Origin of the sequence: Comamonas sp. BIGb0124, from assembly GCF_003752175.1 — a bacterium.
Taxonomy (GTDB): domain Bacteria; phylum Pseudomonadota; class Gammaproteobacteria; order Burkholderiales; family Burkholderiaceae_C; genus Comamonas_F.
Genome location: NZ_RJVF01000008.1, coordinates 665485 through 687879 on the forward strand (window position 1 = coordinate 665485; position 22395 = coordinate 687879).

The window sequence follows — 22395 nt, forward strand, 5'->3', positions numbered from 1 at the left end:
GTTGCCGACGATTGTTTGGATTCTACAAACAGTGATGGGTGGAACTGCCGCTTTTTCGCTCAGCCGCGACGGCCTAAAGTCGTTCCATCGACAACACACAGGGGTTTGTTGCCCCGGTTCAAGGAGATCATTCATGGCCACTCGAGACGTCGTCTTCCCACCGGGGCGCCAGGCCCTCTACGAGCGCAACCGCTACTCTCCGGCCATCCGCTCCAACGGATTCCTGTTCGTCTCCGGCCAGGTCGGCAGCCGCGAGGACGGTTCACCCGAGCCCGACCTGGAAGCGCAGGTCAGGCTGGCATTCGACAACCTGAACGCCATCCTGAAAACGGCCGGCTGCACATTCGACGACGTGATCGACGTCACGGTGTTCATGGTCGATCCCGAATCCAGATTCGAGTCGATCTGGAGGGTCGCCGCAGACTACTGGGGCGAAGCCCCCCATCCCACGCTGACCGGCATCGGTGTCACCTGGCTGTATGGCTTCCAGTTCGAGATCAAGGTGATCGCGAAGCTGCCCGAGGCCTCGACGGCTCGGGCCGAAAACGCCCTCAGCGCGTGACCTGCGCCAGGGCCTGGTCGAGATCGGCCAGCAGATCGTCGATGTGCTCGATGCCGACCGACAGGCGCACCGTGTCTTCTGCCACGCCGGTGCGAGCCAACTCCTCCGGGGACAACTGGCGATGGGTGGTGGACGCCGGATGGGTGGCCAGCGAACGCACATCGCCGATGTTGACCAGACGCGTGAAGAGTTTCAGGGCATCGAGGAAACGCGCACCGCCCTCGCGCCCGCCAGGCACGCCGAAGGTGAGGATGCCCGACGCCTTGCCGGACAGATAACGCTGGACCAGGGGATACTCGGCGTGGTCTTCGAGCGCGGCATAGTTCACCCACTTGACTGCGGCATGGCGGCGCAGATGCTGCGCCACTGCCAACGCGTTGTCGCTGATGCGGTCGACACGCAGGGCCAGCGTCTCGATCCCCTGCAGGATCAGGAATGCATTGAAGGGCGAGATGGCCGCGCCGGTGTTGCGCAGGGGCACGACCCGGGCCCGACCGATATAGGCCGCCGGCCCCAGTGCCTCGGTGTAGACCACGCCGTGATAACTGACGTCGGGCTCGTTGAGGCGCTTGAACCGTGTCTTGTGCACGGCCCAGGGGAATTTTCCGGAGTCGACGATGGCGCCGCCGATGCTGGTGCCATGGCCCCCCAGGTACTTGGTGAGCGAGTGCACCACGATGTCGGCGCCGTGCTCGATGGGACGGCTGAGGTAAGGCGAAGGCACCGTGTTGTCGACGATCAACGGCACGCCGTGACGATGGGCGATCTCGGCAATGCGCGCGATATCGGTGACGGTGCCGGACGGGTTGCCCAGGGACTCGACGAAGATGGCCTTGGTCTGGTCGTCGATGAGCGGCTCGAAGCTGGCCGGATCGCGATGGTCGGCAAAGCGGGTGGTGATGCCGAATTGCGGCAAGGTGTGGGCAAAGAGGTTGTAGGTTCCGCCGTACAGTGCCGTCGACGACACGATGTTGTCGCCGGCCTCGGCGATGGTCAGGATCGAATAGGTCACCGCAGCCTGCCCCGAGGCCAGCGCCAATGCACCGACCCCGCCCTCGAGAGCGGCAAGGCGCTGCTCCAGCACCGTCTGCGTGGGGTTGCCGATGCGGGTGTAGATGTTGCCCTCGACCTTCAGATCGAACAGGTCTGCGCCATGCTGCGCACTGTCGAAGGCATAGGCCGCGGTCTGGTAGATCGGCACGGCCACGGCTCGGGTCGTGGGATCGGGTGAATAGCCGGCGTGTACGGACAGGGTCTCGAACTTCCAACCGGATTGCGTGTCGCTGTTGCTCATGAGTCCACCTGGTGTTGCTGAAAAGGGTTTCAGCAGGATAGGCGGCAAGCAACGACCGTCCAAGGTCGGAAAAATCAGAACGTTGCAACCAATGCAAGCAGCCCGCCAGGGCCGGGCACGAAAGGCGCCGGCGGGCCTCGCCGGTTACAGCGCGGCTGCGCCGGCCACCTGCGTGAACTCGGGCTCGGCCGACCGGGGACGCAGGCCGAGCCGGCTGGGCAGCAGATACTGCTGGCGGTAGATCTCGAAAGGCATGGTGTCGCGAGCCTCGACCTCGCGCTGAACCTCGAACGACAGGGTGCTGGCTTCGGCGAAGCGCGCGACCTGCTCGGCCGTGGGCGGGTGAGCCAGTGCGGCCTCGCGGAGGGACAGCGACTGCGCACGCACGAAGTCCATGAAACTGCCATCGTGCTCGTTGCGGATGGCAGCGAGCACACGTGTCGACGGCAGGCGTGACGGATCCTGGGCCAGGGCGGCCGCGTTCTCGAGCGACTCGGTGTGCAACGGGGTGCCGGTCTCGGCATCGAGGCGCTGTGCGATCACGGCGCACTCGGCGATCAGCTCGGCGCTCCATTGCGCCAGCGTGGTTTCGCGCTCGCCGCGGCGCAGGAGCAGGCCCGGTTCGCGCCCGCGTTCGGCAGCCAGGTTCTGGTTGCGCTTGAGCACCTCGATTTCCTCCGGGCTGTCGGGCGGGCTGTCGGTGAGCAGGCAATGAAGCAGGAAGACATCGAGAAAACGCGCCGTGGCCGCACTGATGCCCAGAGGCTCGAAGGGATCGAGATCCATGCAGCGGACCTCGACATACTGAACGCCGCGCTCGCGCAGCGCATGCAGCGGACGTTCGCCGGAAAACACCGTGCGCTTGGGGCGGATGGTGCCGTAGAACTCGTTTTCGATCTGCAGCAGCGTGGTCGACAACTGGTTGTAGTCGCCGCCCGGATTGCGCACGCCGACGGTCTCGTAGGCCGGATAGGGTTGGGTCAGGGCCTCTTGCAGCGAGGCGCCGTAGCCGTCCAGGTCGTTGTAGCTCACGGCCAGCGTGGACTGCGCATCGCTCTGGTAACCCAGCCGCCCCATGCGCAGCGAAGTGGCATAGGGCAGGTACAGGCTGGACTCGCCCAGAGGCTGCAGCGCATGGGCCCGGGCTTCGAGGAAAGACGAACACACCACGGGCGAAGCGCCGAACAGATAGAGCAGCACCGGGGCGTTGCGCCGGAAGTTGCGGATGAGGCCGAAGTACTCCTCGTTGCTGACGTCCGGCAGCGACCAGTTGTAGTGGATGCCCGAGATCGTCTGCATGCGGCGGCCATAGCGATGGCTCAGGCCCATGCGGTAGACGCTCTTGGCGCGGCCCACATTGGAGGTTCCGTAGCGGCCGATGGGGATGGTCTCATCCGAGGGCAGCCTGCACGGCATGCTGGAGGCCCAGAGCATTTCCTCGCCGTTCTCGGCCAGCACACGGTAGACGTGACGATGCAGTTCGTCGAGCTCGCCCAGCGCGCCGGCGACGTCGCCATGCACGCCCGTCACGATCTCGATCTGGGATTCGCTGAAATCGGTGGTGATGGCCGGGTGTGTCAGGGCCGCACCCAGGGCCTGGGGGTGAGGGGTCAGCGCAAGCGCTCCATCGGGCAGCGCGCGCAGGCTTTCCTTTTCAATGCCTCGGCGCATGTCCTGCAGACGCGCGGAGGTGAGCGAGGACAGGCGTTGTTGCAAACGGCTCATGAGGCTGCTTTCTGGATCTTCACATCGTGTAAAACACTGGCGGGGGGCGCAAGTTATCACGGATCGAGTTCTGTTGCAGGCGAGGGGTCTACATTGGCCTCGTGGCGCTCAGCCCAGAATCTTCAGCAGCCAGGCCTGGAGATCGGCCAGTTCCTCGCGGCAAACCGAGTGTTCCATAGGATAGGTGTGCCAGTCGACGGTGTAGCCGAGCGCCGTCAGCGCGTCGCGGCTGGCGCTGGCACGCTCCATTCGCACGATGCCGTCGTACTCGCCGGCGGCCAGGAAGATGGGCGTGTCTTGATTGGCGGCATGGCGTTCGGCGGCGGTGGTATCGGCCAGCGGCAGGTAACCCGAAAGGCCGACGATGCCGGCCAGGCGATGCGGCGACCGCAGGCCGGTCATCAAGGCCATGGCACAGCCCTGAGAGAAACCGGCCACCACGATGCGCTCGGCGGGAATGCCCCGTGCGATCTGCTCGTCGACCAGCCCGTCGATCAGGGTGCGCGAGCTGCGCAGGCCGCCCTCGTCTTCCCGGCGCACCAGGTCGGCGCCCAGGATGTCGTACCACGCGGGCATCTGGTAGCCCCCGTTGATGGTCACCGGGATCACGGGCGCGTAGGGAAATACATAACGCACATTGCCCACGGCCCCGAGATCGAGCTCCTGGGCGACGGGCACGAAATCGGAACCGTCGGCACCCAGGCCGTGCATGATGATGATGGCCGCAGTGGGCTCGGGGCCGGTTTCGATCTCGATGGGCAGACGGGGCATGGTGCTCATGACTGGGAACTCGCGAAAAGGACAACAATGATGCGTGGAGAATACAAGGCCGTGCAAGCCAGAACGCATGATGCCTTACCGAATCACCCTTGAACCATCCGGATGGACCTATGAATGCACGCCCGAGCAGACCTTGCTCCAGGGCGCGCTGGCCGCCGGGATCGAGCTGCGCAGCGCGTGCCGCAACGGCACCTGCCGCGCCTGCATCGTGCATGCACCCGGCGCGCAGGTCCGGTACACGCTGGCGTGGCCGGGCCTGAGCCTGGACGAAAAAGAAGAGGGTTACGTGCTGCCCTGCGTCGCGTGCCCGCAGGGCGACGCCGTGCTGCGCGAGTCGCATGCGACCCGGCAGGTTGCCGAGCCAACCGGCGCCGGCCGGCCGATCGACGCGGACTGATCGGGATTCGGCCGCTACACTTCCGCATCCGGGGCATCGCCTCGTCGTCGAAAACAAGGGGTGACCATGGACTTCTCGAGCTGGCTGGCGTTTGTCGCAGTCGCCCTGCTGGTGACGTTTTCACCTGGCCCGGCGGTGGTGATGGTCATCTCGAATGCCGTCAGCCACGGCCCGGGGCGTGCCATGATCGGCTCGCTGGGCAATGCCTTGGGCCTGATCGCGGTCGCGGCGGCCGCCACGGCGGGCCTCGGCGTGGTGTTGGCGGCCTCGGCCACGGCCTTTCTGGCGGTCAAGCTGTTGGGTGCGGCCTACCTCATCCATCTGGGGATCAGGCAATGGCGCAGCCGGGCGCCCAGCCTGGGCCACGCGCCAGCGCCGGGTGGCCATGCCACCATGCAGGCCTGGCGTCTTTTCGCCCATGGGGTGTGGGTGGCACTGACCAACCCCAAGACGATTCTTTTCTTCAGCGCCCTCTTCCCGCAATTCGTGCACACCGGCCAGCCGGTGCTGCCCCAGTTGCTGGTGCTCATCCCGACCTTTGCCGCCTGCGCCTTGATGTCGCACGCGTTCTATGCCCTGCTGGCACGCGGACTGCGCACCCAGCTCACCCACGCCAGCCGCATCCGGCTCGTCAACCGCATCTTCGGCGGCACGTTCGTGGCGCTGGGCATCGGTTTGCTGGGTCTGCGCAGCAAGACGGCCTGATGCAACGGAACGGAGCGCCGGCCAGGCCGGCGTGGCCCTCTGCAGATTCCACGGCGTCATGCCAGTGTCACACCGACCGGCGATCATGAAAGCGCTTGAGAGAGAGATGTTCCTTTGGTGTTAGCTGATGCCTCAAGTCTTTGCCCGCCTTCGTGCGGGCTTTTTTCTGGCTGAATTCGAGCGGCTGCCGAAGCGGCCCGACTCGGCAAGGAAGGATGGACACCATCCAAAGACACAATCCCACATGATGGCTTGCATATTTCATAAGATCCAGTTATAATTCAGCCGTTGTCTGCGCAGACACAGTCGTATCTCACGTCGGCGCGTCGGCCACCACGACGAGAAAAATAATTGGTGGCAGCTGCAGGGCCGACCTGCCGTAATACGGTGACCGCGTAAGAGTCGCCGTCCAAATACCGAAGCCCGCCCGCTCCTTGCGGGGCGGGCTTTTTTGTCCGTGGGCAGGACGGAGCGTCACGCGATACACTTCCGGCACACGGAGGAGATAAATTGAGCATCAACCCACTGCTTGAGCGCGTACGCGCCAAGGACCCGTCGCGCCAAGGTTCGCTCGACGAGTTCGAGCGCTGGGTGCGCAACGAAGGCGTGCGTGCGGGCCTGATGTATCTCAACTCCCTGGTGCCGCACCGTTTCACCGTGCTGTACCGCCTGCACCAGAACACGCTGTATTGCACCTCGGCCTTCGATGCGAACCAGGAGATCAGCGGCGTCGACCTGCAGGAAGTGCCGCTGGCCGACAGTTATTGCCAGTTCGTGCTGCGCGATGGGCGCTACGTGACTTGCGATGCCCTGCACGAGCCGCTGCTCGACGGCCACAAGTACCAGCAGCTCGTCAGAAGCTATCTGGGCATGCCTGTCCTCGACAAGGCTCTCGGCGTCTACGGCACGCTGTGCCATTTCGATTTCGACACCCGTCCTGTCGACGATAGCCAGACGGCCTTTCTGCGCGCGGCCGCCGAGCGCTTCACCTATCTGCTTTGACGACCTTCCGCCCGTATATGGAACATCCTCTCCAATCATCAGAGCCCCAAGGCGGACACGGCACTCCCCATGACGAAACGGTGGGGGATCCCTCGCTGGACGATTTCGAGGCAGGCCTGCGGCGCTTCGGCCTGCAAGCCGCCTTGGGCTACCTCAACAAATGGGTCCCCCATCGTTTCACCGCGATCTACGCCCTCGAGGGCGATCTGCTGCGGAACATGGAGGTCTTCGACGAGCGCAACGAGATCCGTGCGCTGGATCTGCAGACCGTGCAGTTGAACGAGAGTTTCTGCCAGGTGGTGCTGCGCGACGGCAAGCTCATCACGACGGACTCGGCCGCCGACGCGCGGCTCGAGGGCAGCCCCTATCAGGGCGTCGTGCACAGCTATGTCGGCGTGCCGGTCGCCATCCCGGGCGGCGGTCTGTACGGAACACTGTGCCACTACGATGTGGTCGAACGCCACATCGCCGACAAGGAATTCGAGTTCTTCAGGCAATCCGCGCTGATTCTGGCGCACTACGTCTGAATCACGGCGGCACCGCATCCTGGCGCATGCGGCCGATGTAGGGAAAGGCGCGCTGCGGGCAGGCCGGCCGCTCGCACACCTTGCACCCCATGCCGATCGGCGTGGCGGCGGCGGGGTCGAGCAAGTCCAGTCCCTTGGCGTACACCAGCCGATGCGCGTGGGCGACATCGCAGCCCAGCGCGACAGCGAAGACCTTGTCCGGTTCACCGAAGCCCGGTGTCCGGCGGATGACGGTGCGTGCGATCAGGAGGTAGGTGCGACCATCGGGCATGCGAGCGAGCTGCCTCAGGATGCGTCCCGGATGGGAAAACGCTTCGTAGACATTCCAGAGCGGACAGGTCCCCCCCACGCGTGAAAAATGGAAATGGGTGGCGGACTGCCGCTTGGAGATATTGCCCGCCCGGTCGACGCGAATGAAAAAGAACGGTACGCCGGTGGCATGCGGCCGCTGCATGGTGCTCAGCCGATGGCAGACGGTCTCGAAGCTCACGCCGAAGCGCTGGCCCAGCAGATCGATGTCGTAGTGCAGGGCTTCGGCGGCCTCCAGGAAACGGCCGTAGGGCAGCAGCAGCGCCGCGGCAAAGTAGCTGGCCAGGCCCGACCGCACCAGACGGCGCCCCTGCTCGCCCGAGAACCGGGGGTCGTCGGCCATGCGTTCGAGTACCCCGCCGCGCTCGAGCAGCGCCAGGCGCTGGGCCATCTGGAAAGCATGCTGGCCCGGGTCGAGATGCTGGGCCAGGGCGAGTTGCCCTGTCGGCGGGAGGGGCTCGGACCCGGGCCACGCCTGGGCGGACTCGTGCAGGCCGTCCTCGGGATGCAGGCCGGCGATGCCCAGGCCCTGGTCGATGCCTTCGGTGTAGCGCACCGCGATGCCATGACGCGTCTGCAGGCGTTCGGCCAGCCGATCGGCCAGGCGCAAGGGCGGCAGACCGTGCAGACCCCAGTCGGAAAAACAGCGCTCGGCGTCCATGTCGAGCTCGGCGAAATGGTTGTGGTGCGTGAAGAAGAAGTCCCGCACCTCTTCGTAGGGCAGCGGCTGCATGCCGGCCTGGCCGGTGCCGTCCTGGCCCTGTGCGCCCAGGGTTTCGGACAGGGCTTCGAGCCGCTCGACCGCCTCCCGATGGCGGCGATGCAGCTGGATGAAGGCACGGCCCACGGCCGGCATGCTGGCCGCGATCTCGCGGATCTCGGCCTGCGAGACATGGGCATCGTCGGTACCCCGCCCGACGGCGCTGGCCGGCAGGTTGGCAAATACCTCGCCCAGGGCGGAGACCATGCGCGTTTCCTCGTCCTCGGAGAAGGACTGGACGTCGATGTCCAGAGCGGCCCCCAGGCGGAGCAGCAAGGCCAGGGTCATGGGGCGCTGGTTCTGCTCGATCTGATTGAAATAGCTGGCCGACAGGCCCAACTGGCGGGCCAGCGCGGCCTGCGTCAGACCGTGCTCCTCGCGCAGACGACGCAGGCGTACCCCCATGAAGATCTTGCGCATGACGGCGACTCCTGGACCAGGCAGACGGGTGGAAAGGGATGACCCCATGATATTCGCAAACTTCGCAAATTCACCCCAAAAACGTGCCATGGATTCGCCGATTAATTGCTGACATGGGGCATTGCCTTGCGTAGACTGCAAAGAAGCACTCGGTACGGGGCATCGAAGCCGAGTCACAACACAGGAGACAAGCGCATGAGCGACAACGCGACCCCGGGCTTCAAGCCCAAGAAGTCGGTAGCCCTTTCGGGCGTCACGGCCGGCAACACCGCCCTGTGCACCGTTGGCCGCACGGGCAACGACCTGCATTACCGCGGCTACGACATCCTGGACCTGGCGACGACCAGCGAGTTCGAGGAAATCGCCTACCTGCTCGTGCACGGCAGCTTGCCCAAACAAGCCGAACTGGCCGCCTACAAGACCCAACTCAAGGCCCTGCGTGGCTTGCCGGCCCAGGCCAGGGCCGTGCTGGAAGCCTTGCCCGCCGCCGCGCACCCCATGGACGTGATGCGCACGTACGTATCGGCACTGGGCACCATCCAGCCCGAGAAGGACGACCACAACACGCCCGGTGCCCGCGGCATCGCCGACAAGCTGATGGCCTCGCTGGGCTCCGCCCTGCTCTACTGGTATCACTATGCCAACAACGGCAGGCGCATCGAGGTCGAGACCGACGACGAATCCATCGGCGGCCACTACCTGCATTTGCTGCACGGCAGCGCACCCTCTGCGGAATGGGTGCGTGCCATGCATGTCAGCTTGATCCTGTACGCGGAACACGAGTTCAATGCGTCGACCTTCGCCAGCCGCGTGATCACCGGCACCGGTTCGGATGTGTATTCGGCCATTGCGGGCGGCATCGGCGCCTTGCGCGGGCCCAAGCACGGCGGCGCCAATGAAGTCGCCTTCGAGGTGCAGAGCCGTTATGCCGATGCCGACGAAGCCGAGGCCGACATCCGCGCCCGCGTGGATCGCAAGGAAGTCGTGATCGGCTTCGGCCATCCGGTGTACACGGTCAGCGACCCGCGCAACAAGGTCATCAAGGAAGTCGCGCGCGAGCTGTCGCAGCAAGCCGGCAGCACGCAGCTCTACGACATCGCCGAGCGTCTGGAAACGGTGATGTGGGATGCCAAGAAGATGTTCCCCAACCTCGACTGGTTCAGTGCCGTGAGTTATCACCTGATGGGGGTGCCGACGGCCCATTTCACGCCGCTGTTCGTGATCGCGCGCACGGCGGGCTGGAGCGCCCACATCATCGAGCAACGCCAGGACGGCAAGATCATCCGCCCCAGTGCCAACTACACCGGTCCCGAGGACCAGGTGTTTGTGCCTCTGGCCCAGCGCGGATGAGGGTGCGAGACCCTGCCCTGCCGCCTACACGCTGAAACACTTGCGAGCCCCTCGGAACCTTCGTGCAGGGAAGTACGTCAGATAATGCCTGTTTTCCAACCCTGCGTGGCTTATCCATGACGACTTTCCCCTTCCGTATGACGCTGGTCGCCACCAGCGCCGTGGTTCTCTCGGCCTGTCAGCATCTGCCGGACTTCCTCAAGCCCAAGGATTCGACGGCCACGCCGACGGCAGCCGCGACAGCGACGCCGACCGCGCCCGTGGCCTCGGCACCCGCACCGGCCGTCACGCCGCCGGTGACGCCCGGAACGGTGGCCCCCGTCACCGCCGTGGTGGTGGACGCCCAGAACCGCTGGTGGGAACGCCTGCGCGTGGGCACGCTGTACTGCGACCTGGGCGCCAATATTGCCGTCGACCGGCTCGACATGGAACGGGAAGTCGAGATCCAGTGGCTCAAGAAGCGTTACGTGCTGCAGAAGGTGGCAACCACCACCGGCGCCTACCGCTACGAGGACAAGAGCTCGGGCATGACGCTCATCCAGATCCCGACCAAGACGATTCTGCTCAACGCCAAGGAAGGCCAGCGCCTGGCCGACGAGTGCAACATCGACAACCGTCCGACTGCCGGCCCCGTGGCCGACCAGCCGGCCGCCCGCAAAGCCGCCGCGACCCGCAAGGCGCCGGCCAAACCCGCGGCGACGACTGCCAAGAAAAAGGCGTCGTAGCCGTTCTTCAACCTCCGCCAGAGACCCGCATGTCCGCATCCATCTCCAACGTCCGTCCCAAACCCGATCAAGTCCTGGTCGACATCGTCGACTACGTGACCAAGTACAAGATCAAGTCGTCGCTGGCCTATGACACGGCTCGCAACTGCCTGATCGACACGCTGGGCTGCGGGCTCGAGGCGCTGGAGTACCCGGCGTGCAAGAAGCTGCTGGGCCCGGTGGTGCCGGGCACGGTGGTGCCGAACGGCGCCAAGGTGCCGGGCACGCAGCACCAGCTCGATCCGATCCAGGCCGCCTTCAACATCGGCACGATGATCCGCTGGCTGGACTTCAACGACACGTGGCTGGCCGCCGAGTGGGGCCACCCCAGCGACAACCTGGGCGGCATTCTGGCGACGGCCGACTGGCTCAGCCGCAACAACGTGGCCAAGGGCGCCAAGCCCCTGCTCATGAAGGACGTGCTGACCGCCATGATCAAGGCCCACGAGATCCAGGGCGTGATCGCGCTCGAGAACTCGTTCAACAAGGTCGGGCTCGACCATGTGGTGCTGGTCAAGGTGGCCTCGACCGCCGTGGTCGCAGAAATGCTGGGTCTCTCCCGCGACGAGATCGTCAATGCGGTCTCGCTGGCGTGGGTCGATGGCCAGAGCCTGCGCACCTACCGCCACGCGCCCAATGCGGGCAGCCGCAAGAGCTGGGCAGCCGGCGACGCGACCAGCCGTGCGGTGCGGCTGGCCCTGATCGCCAAGACCGGCGAGATGGGTTATCCCAGCGTGCTGACGGCCAAGACCTGGGGCTTCTACGACGTGCTGTTCAAGGGCCAGCCCTTCAAGTTCCAGCGGCCCTACGGTTCGTACGTGATGGAGAACGTGCTCTTCAAGATCAGCTTCCCGGCCGAGTTCCACAGCCAGACGGCGGTGGAAGCCGCCGTGACGCTGCATGCCCAGCTCAAGAAGGCGGGCAAGACGGTCGACGACATCGAGAAGATCACCATCCGCACCCACGAGGCCTGCATCCGCATCATCGACAAGCAAGGCCCGCTCAACAACGAGGCCGATCGCGACCATTGCATCCAGTACATGGTGGCCGTGCCGCTGATCTTCGGCAACCTGACGGCGGCCAATTACGAGGATTCGTTCGCGGCCGATCCGCGCATCGACAAGCTGCGCGCCCGGATCGTCTGCGTCGAGGACACCCAGTTCACGGCCGATTACCACGACCCGGACAAGCGCAGCATCGCCAACGCGCTGACCGTGCAGTTCAAGGATGGCAAGAAGCTCAAGGAAGTGGTGGTGGAGTACCCCATCGGCCACAAGCGCCGCCGCAAGGACGGCATTCCGCTGCTCGAAGCCAAGTTCCGGACCAATCTGGCGCGCCAGTTCCCGCCCAAGCAGCAGGAAGCCATCCTCGCCGTCAGTCTGGACCAGAAGGCGCTGGAAAGCATGCCCGTCCACACTTACGTCGACCTCTACGTGATCTGAGGAAGCTGCCGATGACTGCAGAACTCTCTCCCAAACAAAAACTGCGCGCGCTGGCGGCGGCGCGCCGCGGCGTGCTGCTGCCGGGTGCATTCAATGCGCTGTCGGCCCGTGTCATCGCCGACCTGGGTTTCGAGGCCATCTATGTGACGGGCGCGGGTGTGACGAACATGTCGTTCGGCCTGCCCGACCAGGCGTTCATGGGTTTGTCCGATATCGCCGAACACACGTCGCGCATCCGCGATGCGGTCGAAGTTCCGCTGCTCGTCGATGCCGACACGGGTTTCGGCAACGCGCTCAACACCTACCAGACGGTGCGCACGCTCGAACGGGCCGGCGCCGACTGCATCCAGATCGAGGATCAGGTCAGTCCCAAGCGATGCGGCCATTTCTCGGGCAAGGAAGTGATCGATGCAGCGGAGATGGTCGACAAGATCAAGGCCGCAGTCGATGCCCGGCGCGATGCCGATTTCCTGGTGATGGCGCGCACGGACGCCCGCAGCACGCAAAGCTTCGAGGCGACCATCGAGCGGGCACAGCGCTACAGCGAAGCCGGTGCCGACATCCTGTTCGTCGAAGCGCTGGAGTCTCAGGAAGAAGTGCGTCGCCTGCCGCAATTGGTCGACAAGCCGCAGCTGATGAACCTGGTGATCGGCGGCAAGACACCGATCTTCAATGCGCAGGAATTGGGTGCGCTGGGTTTCGGTTTTGTGCTGTACGCCAACGCTGCGTTGCAAGGCGCTGTGGCCGGCATGCAGAAAACGCTCACGGTGCTGCGCGACGAGAAGGAAGTGCAGGAAGACCCCCAACTGGTGACGCCTTTCAAGGAACGCCAGCGGCTGGTCAACAAGCCGTTCTGGGACGGGCTGGAGAAGAAGTACGGCTCCTGAGCAAGGGGCTCTGGCCGTGCATTGAAAACGGGACGTTCGACGTCCCGTTTTCATTCGTGACCCTGAAACGCGCTCAGCGCGGCGGCGTCTTGTGGGCCGATCCCGGCTTGGGCGGGGCCGGCTGGCGGGCTTGCGAGGCATCGCGCTCGCGCTTGGCCGATTCGGCCACATAACCCTCGTCGGTATCGACCAAGCCTCGCGACAGATCGGTATGGGCTTGCTTGACCTTGCGGGTGGCCTGCTCGTTCTCGCTGGAGAGCTGATCCGCGGACTGGTCTTTTTCGTGCGGCAGGCGAAGTTCCTCGTCCGTGCCGCTGGCCGAGCGGTGCCGCGACATGTCGCGTTCCCCGTCCGGTTTTTCGGCTTGATCGTTCGGCGCAGAACGGGTCATGCCACGGTCGCGCGCGCTGTGCGCCGTGGTCTTCTGGCCTGTCGGTGAGGTGGGTGCCATCGTGATCTCCTGGACGTTGTTATGCGTGTCCAGTGATGCTCTCACGGCGGCACGCCGCAGCCTGTAGGAAAGCGGGCCCGATGGGCGTCGCTGCGCTGCGCGGATGGCTCGGCATGCAGCGCCGGCCGGCGCGGAAAGCAGTGCCGCCGGTGGCCCACCCCGTGTGAGGGAGCGGCCCCCTGAGAGCGCTCGCTGGCCGCCCTCTCGCGGGCGGCCGCTCGACTGGGCTCAATAGTCCCAGAAGATACGCTGCAGTTCGCGGCTGTCGTTGGTCGTGGCCAGAGCCACGGCTGCCAGCAGGCGTGCCTTCTGCGGGTTCAGATCGTGTGCCACGACCCAGTCGTACTTGTCATCGGGCTGCTCGGCATTGCGCAGCACGAAGCCGGCCGGTACACGCGAGGAACGGATGATCTGCACCCCTTGGGCGCGCAGCTTCTGCAGCTCGGGCACGATGCGGTTGGGCACCGAACCGTTGCCTGTGCCTGCGTGGACGATGGCTTTCACGCCGCTCTGGCCCAGTGCCTGGATGGCGGTGGGCGGCACGTTGCCATAGCTGTAGACGATCTCGACAGGAGGCAGGGTGCTGATGTTGTCGATGTTGAACTCGGACCAGGCCGTGTGGCGTTTGACGGGGGCACGGAACCAGTAGTTCTTGCCTTCGACCACCATGCCGAGGGGGCCCCACTGGCTCTTGAAGGCCTCGGTCTTGATGTTGACCAGTTTGCTGACGTCCCGTGCCGTCTGGATCTCGTCGTTCATGGTGACGAGTACGCCCTTGCTCATCGCATCCTTGCTGGCAGCCACGCTGACGGCATCGAACAGGTTGAGCGCGCCGTCGGCCGACAGCGCGGTGCCGGGCCGCATCGAGCCCACCATCACGATGGGTTTGTTGGTGTGGACCACGAGATTCAGGAAAAAGCCGGTTTCCTCGAGCGTATCGGTGCCATGGGTGACGACGATGCCGTCGACGCCGGGCTGTTTGGCGAGCTCGGAGACGCGGCGCGCCAGGGTCAGCAGGTTGTCGTTGGTGAAGCTTTCCGAGGCGATCTGGAACACCTGCTCGCCGCTCACTCGCGCCACGCTGCCGAGTTCGGGCAGACCGGCGAGCAACTTGTCGACCGGCACCTTGGCTGCCGCATAGGTGGCACTGTTGGCCGCCGATGCACCCGCGCCAGCGATCGTCCCGCCGGTCGCCAACACGACGACATGCGGCAAGGTGGCAGCCGGTTGCACAGACGCCGGAGCCACGGCGGGTGCAGCCGCCACGGCGACGGCTGGCGCCGGCGCGGATGCCGTGCTCTGGGCAGTCGGCGCCGCGCAGCCGCTGACCAGCAGCGCCAGCGCGGAGGCGCCAATCAGGGTGTTCAGCTTGAATCTCATGTTTGTTCCTTCTGGCAGGTAGAGGTTGGGACGATGCATGAACCTGAGGATCGGCTCGGAGAGAGCCGCGCTCGACAACAGCCGGGACGCCGCTGATTGCCGGTACCGATATCGTAGCGGTGGCCAAAGGTTTCCGGCACCAGTCCAAGATCTTTTCTCACACGGTTAACCCGCAGATATGAACAAGCGACAACATCAAATTCCAAAATTGCATATCTCGAGAAAAAATCACAACCCAGCGTCTTCTGAAAATCTGCAATCCGATGCACCAGAAAGTCTGGAAATGCGTCAACTCAGCGCATCTAGACGTTGATCTGGTGCGTTTTCTTGCTGCAGATGCCTTGAAGCCGGCTTTCAAGCTGGCCCGCTCTTTGCGTACATGTCAACTGTCGACAGATTCTTGAATCGCGTATCAGGCGGCCAACGGCCCGACGGTGCGCACCTCCCAGCAAGGACACCCTTCATGGCATTGACGATCTTGAAGCCCTCGACCGAGACGGCCTCCGACGCGGAACGCAAGGTGCGCGAAGACCTGGCCGCCGCCTATCGGCTGGTGGCGTATTTCGGTTTGGACGACAGCATCTACACCCACATCTCGGCGCGGGTTCCCGGCACCGATGACCAGTTCCTCATCAACCCGTTCGGCATGCTGTTCCGGGACATCACGGCCTCGTCGCTGGTCAAGATCGACACCGAGGGGCGCATCGTCGAGCCCACCGAGTACGCGGTGAATCCGGCAGGTTTCACCATCCACAGCGCCGTGCACATGGCGCGCCACGACGCCAACTGCGTGCTGCATACGCACACGATCGCGGGCGTGGGCGTCTCGTCGCTCGCCTGCGGGCTGGAGCCATGCAACCAGTGGGCGCTGCAGTTCCACAACCGTGTGGTCTATCACGCGTTCGAGGGCATCGCGCTGAACCATGAAGAACGCGAACGCCTGACCGCCGACCTCGGCCCGACGGCCAAGGCGCTGATCCTGCGCAACCATGGATTGCTGACGTGCGGGACCAGCGTGGCCGAGGCTTTCATCCTGATGATGAACCTCGAACGGGCCTGCCGGGTGCAGATGGCGATCCAGTCGACGGGCCAGCCCGTGTATCCGGTGCCCGAAGACGTGCGAGAGCTGACCGCAAGGCAGTACGAAGGTTGGGAAACGAACCGCAAGGCAGGCAGCCGCGATCCGTACGAGCGCGAGTGGAAAGCCTATCTGCAGCGGCTCGAACCGGCTGCCAGCACCTCGTTTCGCGATTGAGCGACGCGTCGCCGGATCGGCCCGACGCAGCGGCCGAAGCCGACCAGCCCCCGTTCCGCCGCGCCACCGGTGCCCTGCCCCGTACCCAGCCATTCGGCCGGACCGGCTGCACGCCGCCTCGTTTTCGACCTCTTCCATTTTCATTCCTACCGAGACCCCGCAAGGAGCCCTACGCCATGAAACGCCGCCAGATGATTCAGATGGGAGCCGCAGGCCTTGGCCTGTCGATCGCCGGAGTGCCGCTGCACGTGCTTGCCCAAGGCAAGGCGGGCGGCACGCTCAATGCCATCGTGCAACCGGAGCCCCCCGGGCTGATGCTCGGCATCGTGCAGAACGGACCGACGCAGCTGATCGCCGGCAACATCTACGAGGGTTTGCTGCGCTACGACGAGAAGCTCGATCCCCACCCGCTGCTGGCCACCTCCTGGACCATGAGCACCGACGGCCTGACCTATGTGTTCAAGCTCAAGCCGAACGTGAAATGGCATGACGGCAAGCCGTTCACCGCAGACGACGTGGTGTTTTCTGCCGACGTCTTTCTGCGCAAGACACACGCCCGTTTCCGGGGCAACCTGGCGGCGGTCGAGTCGATCAAGGCGCTGGACCCGCTGACCGTGGAGTTCAAGCTGAAGTATCCCTTCGGCCCCTTCCTGGGCATTTTCGAGACCGGCACCATGCCGATGGTGCCCAAACACATCTACGAAGGTACGGATTTCCTGAACAACCCGGCGAATGCCACGCCCATCGGCACGGGACCGTTCAAGTTCAAGGAATGGGTCAAGGGTTCGTACATCCAGATCGTTGCCAACGAGGGTTACCACATCGCCGGCGTGCCCTCGGTGGCCAGTGTCTATTTCCACGTCATTCCGGATGCGGCCTCGCGGGCTGCGGCCTTCGAGTCGGGCAAGGTCGACATCGTGCCGGGTGGATCGGTCGAGTTCTTCGACGTGGCGCGGCTCTCCAAGTTGCCGGGCGCAGCGGTGACGACCAAGGGCTGGGAGTTCTTTGCGCCGCATTCGTGGCTGTGGCTCAACAACCGCAAGAAGCCCATGGACAACGTCAAGTTCCGGCAGGCGGTGATGTTCGCGATCGACCGCGAGGCCATGGCCAAGATTGCCTGGCAGGGCTACGCCAAGCCCGCGACCGGCCCGTTCAACAGCAACATCAAGTACTACAGCGACGATGTGGCCAAGTACCCGCGCGACCTGGCCAAGGCCAAGAAACTGCTCGAGGAGGCCGGTTACCAGGGCGAGACGCTGCGCCTGCTGCCGCTGCCCTACGGCGAGAGCTGGCAACGGCAGGCCGAAATCGTGCGCCAGAACCTCATTCAGGCCGGGATCAAGGTCGAACTCACGGCCACCGACGTGGCGGGCTGGAACCAGCGTCTCAACGAGTGGGACTACGACATGGCCTTCACCTATGTCTACCAGTACGGCGACCCGGCGCTGGGCGTGGCACGCAACTACACCACGGCCAACATCGCCAAGGGCTCGCCCTTCAACAACGTCGAGGGCTACAGCAACCCGAAGGTCGACGAACTGTTCGAGGCGGGTGCGCGCGAAATCGATCCGGCCAAACGCAAGGCCCTTTACGACGAGGTGCAGAAACTGCTGCTGCAGGAGGTGCCCGTTGCCTGGCTGCACGAGATCAATTTCCCCACGCTCTACCGCACCAAGGTGAGCAACCTGATCAGTTCGGGCATCGGTCTCAACGACAGCCTGGGCTACGCCAAGCTCGCCTGAGGCGCGGGCCGGCCGGTTTTCCCTCCTCACACAGGAACACGCCATGAAGCGTCTTCAGTTCATGTTCACGCGCATCGCCCAGGGCCTGATCGCGATCCTCGTGATCGCCTCGGTCAACTTCATGCTGGTGCGTGCGGCCCCGGGCGATCCGGTCGCCGTGATGGCGGGCGAAGCCGGCGCGTCGGATCCGCAGTTCGTGGCCCAGCTCAAGGAACAGTTCGGGCTGGACAAGCCCCTGACGACCCAGCTCGCCAGCTACCTGGGGCATGTGGTGCGGCTGGATCTGGGGTACTCGTACCGTCAGCAGCAGCCGGTGCTGGACCTGATTCTGGAGCGCCTGCCGGCCACGCTGCTGCTGACGGGCAGCGCGTTCGTGCTGTCGCTGATCCTGGGCGTGGCACTGGGGGCCTGGGCCAGCCGCAAGGCGGGGACCTGGGTCGACAGTGCGATCACCGTGGTGGCGCTGGTCTTCTACGCCACGCCGCTGTACTGGCTGGCCATGATGGCGGTGCTGTTCTTCACGGTGAAGCTGGACTGGCTGCCGGGCTTCGGCTACTTCACCGTGGGGGAGAACCTGCAGGGACTGGCATTGGCCTGGGACATCCTCAAGCACCTGGTGCTGCCCTCGCTGACGCTGGCGCTGTTCTACATGGCCGTCTATGCACGCATGACACGGGCCTCCATGCTGGAGGTGGCACAGATGGATTTCGTCAAGACCGCACGGGCCAAGGGCGTGCGGCCGGGCCGCATCCACCGCGCCCACATTCTGCGCAATGCCCTGCTGCCGGTGGTGACGCTGGCCGGCATCCAGGCCGGCGGCATGATCGGCGGCGCCGTGCTGACCGAGACGGTCTTTGCCTGGCCGGGCATCGGCCGGCTGATGTTCGACGCGCTGCTGCAGCGCGACTACAACCTGCTGCTGGGTTGTTTCCTGGTGACGGCCGCCATGGCGGTGCTGCTCAACCTCGTCACCGACCTGGTCTACACCCTGGTCGATCCCCGCATCGAACTGTCCTGAACCCGACTCCGAGGAGCGTCCTGCCATGAACAACAATTTCTGGCGCCGATACTGCCGCAACAAAGGCGCGGTGTTCGGCCTGATCGTGATGATGCTGGTGCTGCTGCTGGCGGCCGTGGGCCCCCTGTTCGCGGCCAACGACCCCTGGGACATGGTGCAGATGCCTTTCCTCTCCCCGCTGCAGGAGACAGGCCTGGCGATGGGGACCGACACCATGGGGCGCGACATTCTCTCGGGCGTGATCTACGGCGCGCGGGTCTCGCTGATGATCGGCGTGGTCTCGACGCTGGTGTCGCTGATCATCGGCGTGACATTGGGCGCGATCTCGGGCTACTTCGGCGGCTGGATCGATGCGGCGCTCATGCGCTTCACCGAGCTGTTCCAGGCCGTTCCGAGCTTTGCATTGGCCATCGTGCTGGTGGCGATCTTCGAGCCCTCGGTGAACTCCATCGTGACGGCCATCGCCATCGTCTCGTGGCCGCCCGTGGCCCGGCTGGTGCGCAGCGAATTCCTCACGCTGCGCCAGCGCGATTTCGTGGCGGCCGCGCTGCTCGCGGGGCAGTCGACGCCGCGGGTGATCCTGACGCAGATCCTGCCGAATGCGGCCTCGCCGATCGTGGTGATGGCCTCGCTGATGGTGGCGACGGCGATTCTGCTCGAGTCTTCGCTGAGCTTCATGGGCCTGGGCGACCCCAACATGATGAGCTGGGGCTACATGGTGGGCACGGCGCGCACGGTGCTGCGCCAAGCCTGGTGGATGGCGGTGTTCCCCGGCCTGGCCATCGTGCTGACCGTGCTGGCGCTCAACCTGGTCGGCGAAGGACTCAACGACGGCCTGAACACACGCTCCGGAGGACGAGGCCGATGAACGCACGCACCCCCCGGGAATTGGAACTCGCCATGCAACGAGACACCGCAGACGGGACTGCGCCGGCCGCCGAGCCCGTGCTCGACATCCATGGACTGAGCATCCGCCTGCCCGAAGGCGGCGACCGCACGCTGGCCGTGAACGCGGCGAGCTTCTCGCTGCAGCCTGGCCAGACGCTGTGCATCGTGGGCGAGTCCGGCTCGGGCAAGTCGATGATCGCCAATGCGGTGATGGGCCTGTTGCCGCGGCCCCACGTCGAGCCGGTCGCCGGCCGGATCCTGTTCGATGGCCAGGATCTGCTGACGCTCTCGGAATCCAGTCTGCGCGGCCTGCGGGGCCGGCGCATCGGCATGATCTTCCAGGAGCCGATGACGGCCCTCAATCCGGTCATGCGCATCGGCGAACAGCTCGCCGAGGTGTTCGATGCGCACGTATCGCTGCCTGCGGCCGAAAAACGCCGCCGCATCGTCTCGGCCCTGACCGATGTCGGGCTGCCCGATCCCGAGCTGCTGATCGACAGCTATCCCTTCCGGCTGTCCGGCGGCCAGCGCCAGCGCGTGATGATCGCCTGCGCCCTGCTGCTGGAGCCCCGCCTGCTGATTGCCGACGAGCCGACCACGGCCCTGGACGTGACCACGCAGGCACAGATTCTGAAGCTCATCCGCGAGCTGCAGCAACGGCGCGGCACGGCCGTTCTGTTCATCACGCACGATTTCGGCGTGGTCTCGGAAATTGCCGACCAAGTGGTGGTGATGCAGACCGGCACGGTGGTGGAAAGCGGCAGCGCGGCCGACGTGCTGCGGCGCCCACGCCATGCCTACACACGCAAGCTGATCGAGGCGATTCCGTCGGGCGAGGTGCGGCAGCCGCAGGAACGGCGCGACGACATCCGTATCCTGCAGGTCCAGGATCTGCACAAGACCTACGTCTCGGGAGGCGGACTGTTCAAGCGCGGCCGCGAGGTGCACGCAGCCAACGGCATCAGCTTCGAGCTGCGCCGCGGCGAGACGCTGGGGCTGGTCGGCGAGTCGGGCTCGGGCAAGTCCACGGTGGGCCGTTGCCTGGTGGGACTCAACCCGTTCGATGGCGGCCGCATCCTGTTCAAGGGCCGGAGCCTCGTGTCCGGCCATCAGTTCCGCACCCTGGCGCAAGGCAAGATCCAGATGGTGTTCCAGGACCCGTACGCCTCGCTCAATCCACGCCATCGCATCGGCCCCACGATTGCGGCCGGCCCCATCGCACAGGGCCTCTCGAAGGACGAGGCCATGGCGCGTGTGCTTCGGCTGCTCAAGCTGGTGGGGCTCAACGAAGAGGCTGCGCACCGTTTTCCGCACGAGTTCTCGGGCGGACAGCGCCAGCGTATCGGCATTGCACGGGCACTGGCCATGGAGCCCGAACTGCTGGTGGCCGACGAACCGGTGTCCGCGCTCGACGTGTCGGTCCAGGCCCAGGTGCTCGACCTCTTCGCCGAAGTGCGCGAGCGCTTCAAGCTGGCCATGGTGTTCATCACGCACGACCTGCGGGTGGCCGGCCAGATGTGCGACCACATCGCCGTGATGCAGCGCGGCAGCATCGTCGAGTACGGCACCACGGCCCGGGTGCTGGGCAGTCCGGAGCATGACTACACCCGGACGCTGATCGAAGCCATTCCGCGGCTCGATTCGGCACACCCCCCTGTCCACGCTGCAGCCACGCAGACCTTACATGACTGAAACCGCCATGCCGAAGGACCCCACCATCGCGTTCCTCAGCGACCAGCTCGATACGCGTTACCTGCTGCCCGCGTTTCGCGAGGTGTTTCCGCAGGCCCGCCTGCTGCCCGGCGGTACGGCCCACAGCGAAGCCGACCTGCAGCCGCTCGACGCCATCGACATGGTGGTCTGCTGGATGCCGCAGCATGGCCTGATGGCACGCATGCCGGGACTCAAGATGATCCAGTCGGTGGGTGCCGGCGTGGACCACATCACCGCCGATCCGGACTTGCCCGCGCTGCCCGTCTGCCGCATCGTCGATCCCGACATGGCCAGCGGCATGGCAGCCTATGTGTGCTGGGCGGTGACGCATCGGCAGCGCAGCATGGATGCCTACCTCGACAGCCAGCGCAGCGCACGCTGGCAGGAGCAGGCGGTGGTACCGGCACGCCGGCACCGGGTGGGGATTGCAGGATTGGGCACGCTGGGGCTGCATTGCGCGCATGCGCTGGCGGCCATCGGCTACGCGGTACGCGGCTGGAGCCGGGGCCCCAAGACGGGCTTGCCGGGCGGGATCTCGTCGTTTCACGGCCCTGATCAGCTCGACGATTTTCTGTCGGGCTGCGACACGCTGGTGTGCCTGCTGCCGCTCACCGACGAGACCCAGGGACTGCTCGGCGCCCGGCTGTTTGCCCGGTTGCCCGCAGGCGCGCACGTGGTCAACGTCGGCCGCGGCGACCATCTGGTCGAACCCGATCTGATCGAGGCGCTGGACAGTGGCCACCTCGGCGGCGCCACGCTCGATGCGTTCTCGCAAGAACCGCTGCCCCAGGACCATCCGTTCTGGCGCCATCCCCGCATCACGGTCACGCCGCACATCGCCACGCGCACGGCGCCTCTGGTGATCGCCCGGCAGGCCAAGTCGAACTACGAAGCCGTACTGAGCGGGCGGCCCGCACCGGGTGCGACCGACCTGGCGCGCGGCTACTGACACGCATGCGACGCCATCGCCGCACACCGACAGCCCTGCAGCGACATCGAACGAACACCGTAGCCGGCGCCACGA

The 22395-nt window shown here is 65.3% G+C and carries 21 protein-coding genes; 15 read left to right on the forward strand and 6 right to left on the reverse strand.

Going from position 1 to position 22395, the window contains the following annotated elements:
* Positions 1 to 133 precede the first annotated feature (133 nt).
* The gene (locus tag EC845_RS04240) at positions 134 to 562 is read left to right on the forward strand and encodes a RidA family protein (RefSeq protein WP_123295936.1); all 429 of its coding nucleotides are present in this window, start codon (positions 134 to 136) and stop codon (positions 560 to 562) included.
* On the opposite strand, the gene EC845_RS04245 is transcribed toward EC845_RS04240, so the two are convergent.
* The 3 genes from EC845_RS04245 to EC845_RS04255 all read right to left on the reverse strand — a co-directional run bounded on the left by EC845_RS04245 (position 552) and on the right by EC845_RS04255 (position 4352).
* Entirely contained in the window at positions 552 to 1856 is a 1305-nt protein-coding gene (locus EC845_RS04245) for an O-acetylhomoserine aminocarboxypropyltransferase/cysteine synthase family protein (protein WP_123295937.1), read from the reverse strand. The two genes, EC845_RS04240 and EC845_RS04245, sit on opposite strands and share 11 nt — an antisense overlap.
* Positions 1857 to 2000: 144 nt before the next feature.
* A complete protein-coding gene (gene gshA / locus EC845_RS04250; protein WP_123295938.1) occupies positions 2001 to 3581 on the reverse strand; it encodes a glutamate--cysteine ligase in 1581 nt (526 codons plus the stop codon).
* Positions 3582 to 3689: 108 nt separating this feature from the next.
* On the reverse strand, positions 3690 to 4352 hold the full coding sequence (locus tag EC845_RS04255) for an alpha/beta hydrolase (RefSeq protein WP_123296357.1): 663 nt from the start codon (positions 4350 to 4352) through the stop codon (positions 3690 to 3692).
* 76 nt (positions 4353 to 4428) lie between these two features.
* On the opposite strand from EC845_RS04255, the gene EC845_RS04260 reads away from it, so the two are divergent.
* The 4 genes from EC845_RS04260 to EC845_RS04275 all read left to right on the forward strand — a co-directional run bounded on the left by EC845_RS04260 (position 4429) and on the right by EC845_RS04275 (position 6992).
* Entirely contained in the window at positions 4429 to 4758 is a 330-nt protein-coding gene (locus tag EC845_RS04260) for a 2Fe-2S iron-sulfur cluster-binding protein (RefSeq protein WP_123295939.1), read from the forward strand.
* Positions 4759 to 4824: 66 nt separating this feature from the next.
* On the forward strand, positions 4825 to 5463 hold the full coding sequence (locus tag EC845_RS04265; protein WP_123295940.1) for a LysE family translocator: 639 nt from the start codon (positions 4825 to 4827) through the stop codon (positions 5461 to 5463).
* Positions 5464 to 5973: 510 nt separating this feature from the next.
* Positions 5974 to 6465: a GAF domain-containing protein gene (locus EC845_RS04270; RefSeq protein WP_123295941.1), complete on the forward strand. Its 492-nt coding sequence runs from the start codon at positions 5974 to 5976 to the stop codon at positions 6463 to 6465.
* An 80-nt stretch (positions 6466 to 6545) separates the two neighbouring features.
* Complete coding sequence (locus EC845_RS04275; RefSeq protein ID WP_123295942.1) at positions 6546 to 6992, forward strand: guanylate cyclase; 447 nt, start codon at positions 6546 to 6548, stop codon at positions 6990 to 6992.
* A 1-nt stretch (position 6993) separates the two neighbouring features.
* Here the strand turns inward: EC845_RS04275 and EC845_RS04280 are convergent, their stop codons facing one another.
* Entirely contained in the window at positions 6994 to 8481 is a 1488-nt protein-coding gene (locus tag EC845_RS04280) for a short-chain fatty acyl-CoA regulator family protein (RefSeq protein WP_123295943.1), read from the reverse strand.
* Between the two features lie 195 nt (positions 8482 to 8676).
* Here EC845_RS04280 and prpC point away from each other — a divergent pair, with 195 nt between their 5' ends.
* The 4 genes from prpC to EC845_RS04300 all read left to right on the forward strand — a co-directional run bounded on the left by prpC (position 8677) and on the right by EC845_RS04300 (position 12924).
* Positions 8677 to 9831 carry a 2-methylcitrate synthase gene (gene prpC, locus EC845_RS04285; RefSeq protein WP_123295944.1) on the forward strand — a complete coding sequence of 385 codons (1155 nt, stop codon included), beginning with the start codon at positions 8677 to 8679 and terminating at the stop codon, positions 9829 to 9831.
* Between the two features lie 116 nt (positions 9832 to 9947).
* Positions 9948 to 10556, forward strand: a complete 609-nt coding sequence (locus tag EC845_RS04290) for a hypothetical protein (RefSeq protein ID WP_148077238.1) — start codon at positions 9948 to 9950, stop codon at positions 10554 to 10556.
* 29 nt (positions 10557 to 10585) lie between these two features.
* Positions 10586 to 12037 carry a bifunctional 2-methylcitrate dehydratase/aconitate hydratase gene (locus EC845_RS04295; RefSeq protein ID WP_123295946.1) on the forward strand — a complete coding sequence of 484 codons (1452 nt, stop codon included), beginning with the start codon at positions 10586 to 10588 and terminating at the stop codon, positions 12035 to 12037.
* 11 nt (positions 12038 to 12048) lie between these two features.
* Positions 12049 to 12924 (forward strand): oxaloacetate decarboxylase, encoded by an 876-nt coding sequence (locus EC845_RS04300; protein WP_123295947.1) that lies wholly within the window; start codon positions 12049 to 12051, stop codon positions 12922 to 12924.
* Between the two features lie 73 nt (positions 12925 to 12997).
* Here the strand turns inward: EC845_RS04300 and EC845_RS04305 are convergent, their stop codons facing one another.
* A complete protein-coding gene (locus EC845_RS04305) occupies positions 12998 to 13375 on the reverse strand; it encodes a hypothetical protein (protein ID WP_123295948.1) in 378 nt (125 codons plus the stop codon).
* 228 nt (positions 13376 to 13603) lie between these two features.
* Complete coding sequence (locus EC845_RS04310; RefSeq protein ID WP_123295949.1) at positions 13604 to 14755, reverse strand: type II asparaginase; 1152 nt, start codon at positions 14753 to 14755, stop codon at positions 13604 to 13606.
* A gap of 463 nt (positions 14756 to 15218) precedes the next feature.
* Here EC845_RS04310 and EC845_RS04315 point away from each other — a divergent pair, with 463 nt between their 5' ends.
* The 6 genes from EC845_RS04315 to EC845_RS04340 all read left to right on the forward strand — a co-directional run bounded on the left by EC845_RS04315 (position 15219) and on the right by EC845_RS04340 (position 22320).
* On the forward strand, positions 15219 to 16010 hold the full coding sequence (locus EC845_RS04315; RefSeq protein ID WP_123295950.1) for a class II aldolase/adducin family protein: 792 nt from the start codon (positions 15219 to 15221) through the stop codon (positions 16008 to 16010).
* Positions 16011 to 16186: 176 nt separating this feature from the next.
* Positions 16187 to 17752 (forward strand): ABC transporter substrate-binding protein, encoded by a 1566-nt coding sequence (locus tag EC845_RS04320; protein ID WP_123295951.1) that lies wholly within the window; start codon positions 16187 to 16189, stop codon positions 17750 to 17752.
* 43 nt (positions 17753 to 17795) lie between these two features.
* On the forward strand, positions 17796 to 18770 hold the full coding sequence (locus EC845_RS04325; protein ID WP_123295952.1) for an ABC transporter permease: 975 nt from the start codon (positions 17796 to 17798) through the stop codon (positions 18768 to 18770).
* A gap of 25 nt (positions 18771 to 18795) precedes the next feature.
* Positions 18796 to 19638, forward strand: coding sequence for an ABC transporter permease (locus EC845_RS04330; RefSeq protein ID WP_123295953.1), 843 nt, complete (start codon positions 18796 to 18798; stop codon positions 19636 to 19638).
* A 32-nt stretch (positions 19639 to 19670) separates the two neighbouring features.
* Positions 19671 to 21350: an ABC transporter ATP-binding protein gene (locus EC845_RS04335; protein ID WP_123296358.1), complete on the forward strand. Its 1680-nt coding sequence runs from the start codon at positions 19671 to 19673 to the stop codon at positions 21348 to 21350.
* Positions 21343 to 22320, forward strand: a complete 978-nt coding sequence (locus EC845_RS04340; protein WP_233597923.1) for a glyoxylate/hydroxypyruvate reductase A — start codon at positions 21343 to 21345, stop codon at positions 22318 to 22320. The genes EC845_RS04335 and EC845_RS04340 overlap by 8 nt, the downstream gene beginning before the upstream one ends.
* Positions 22321 to 22395: the final 75 nt, after the last annotated feature.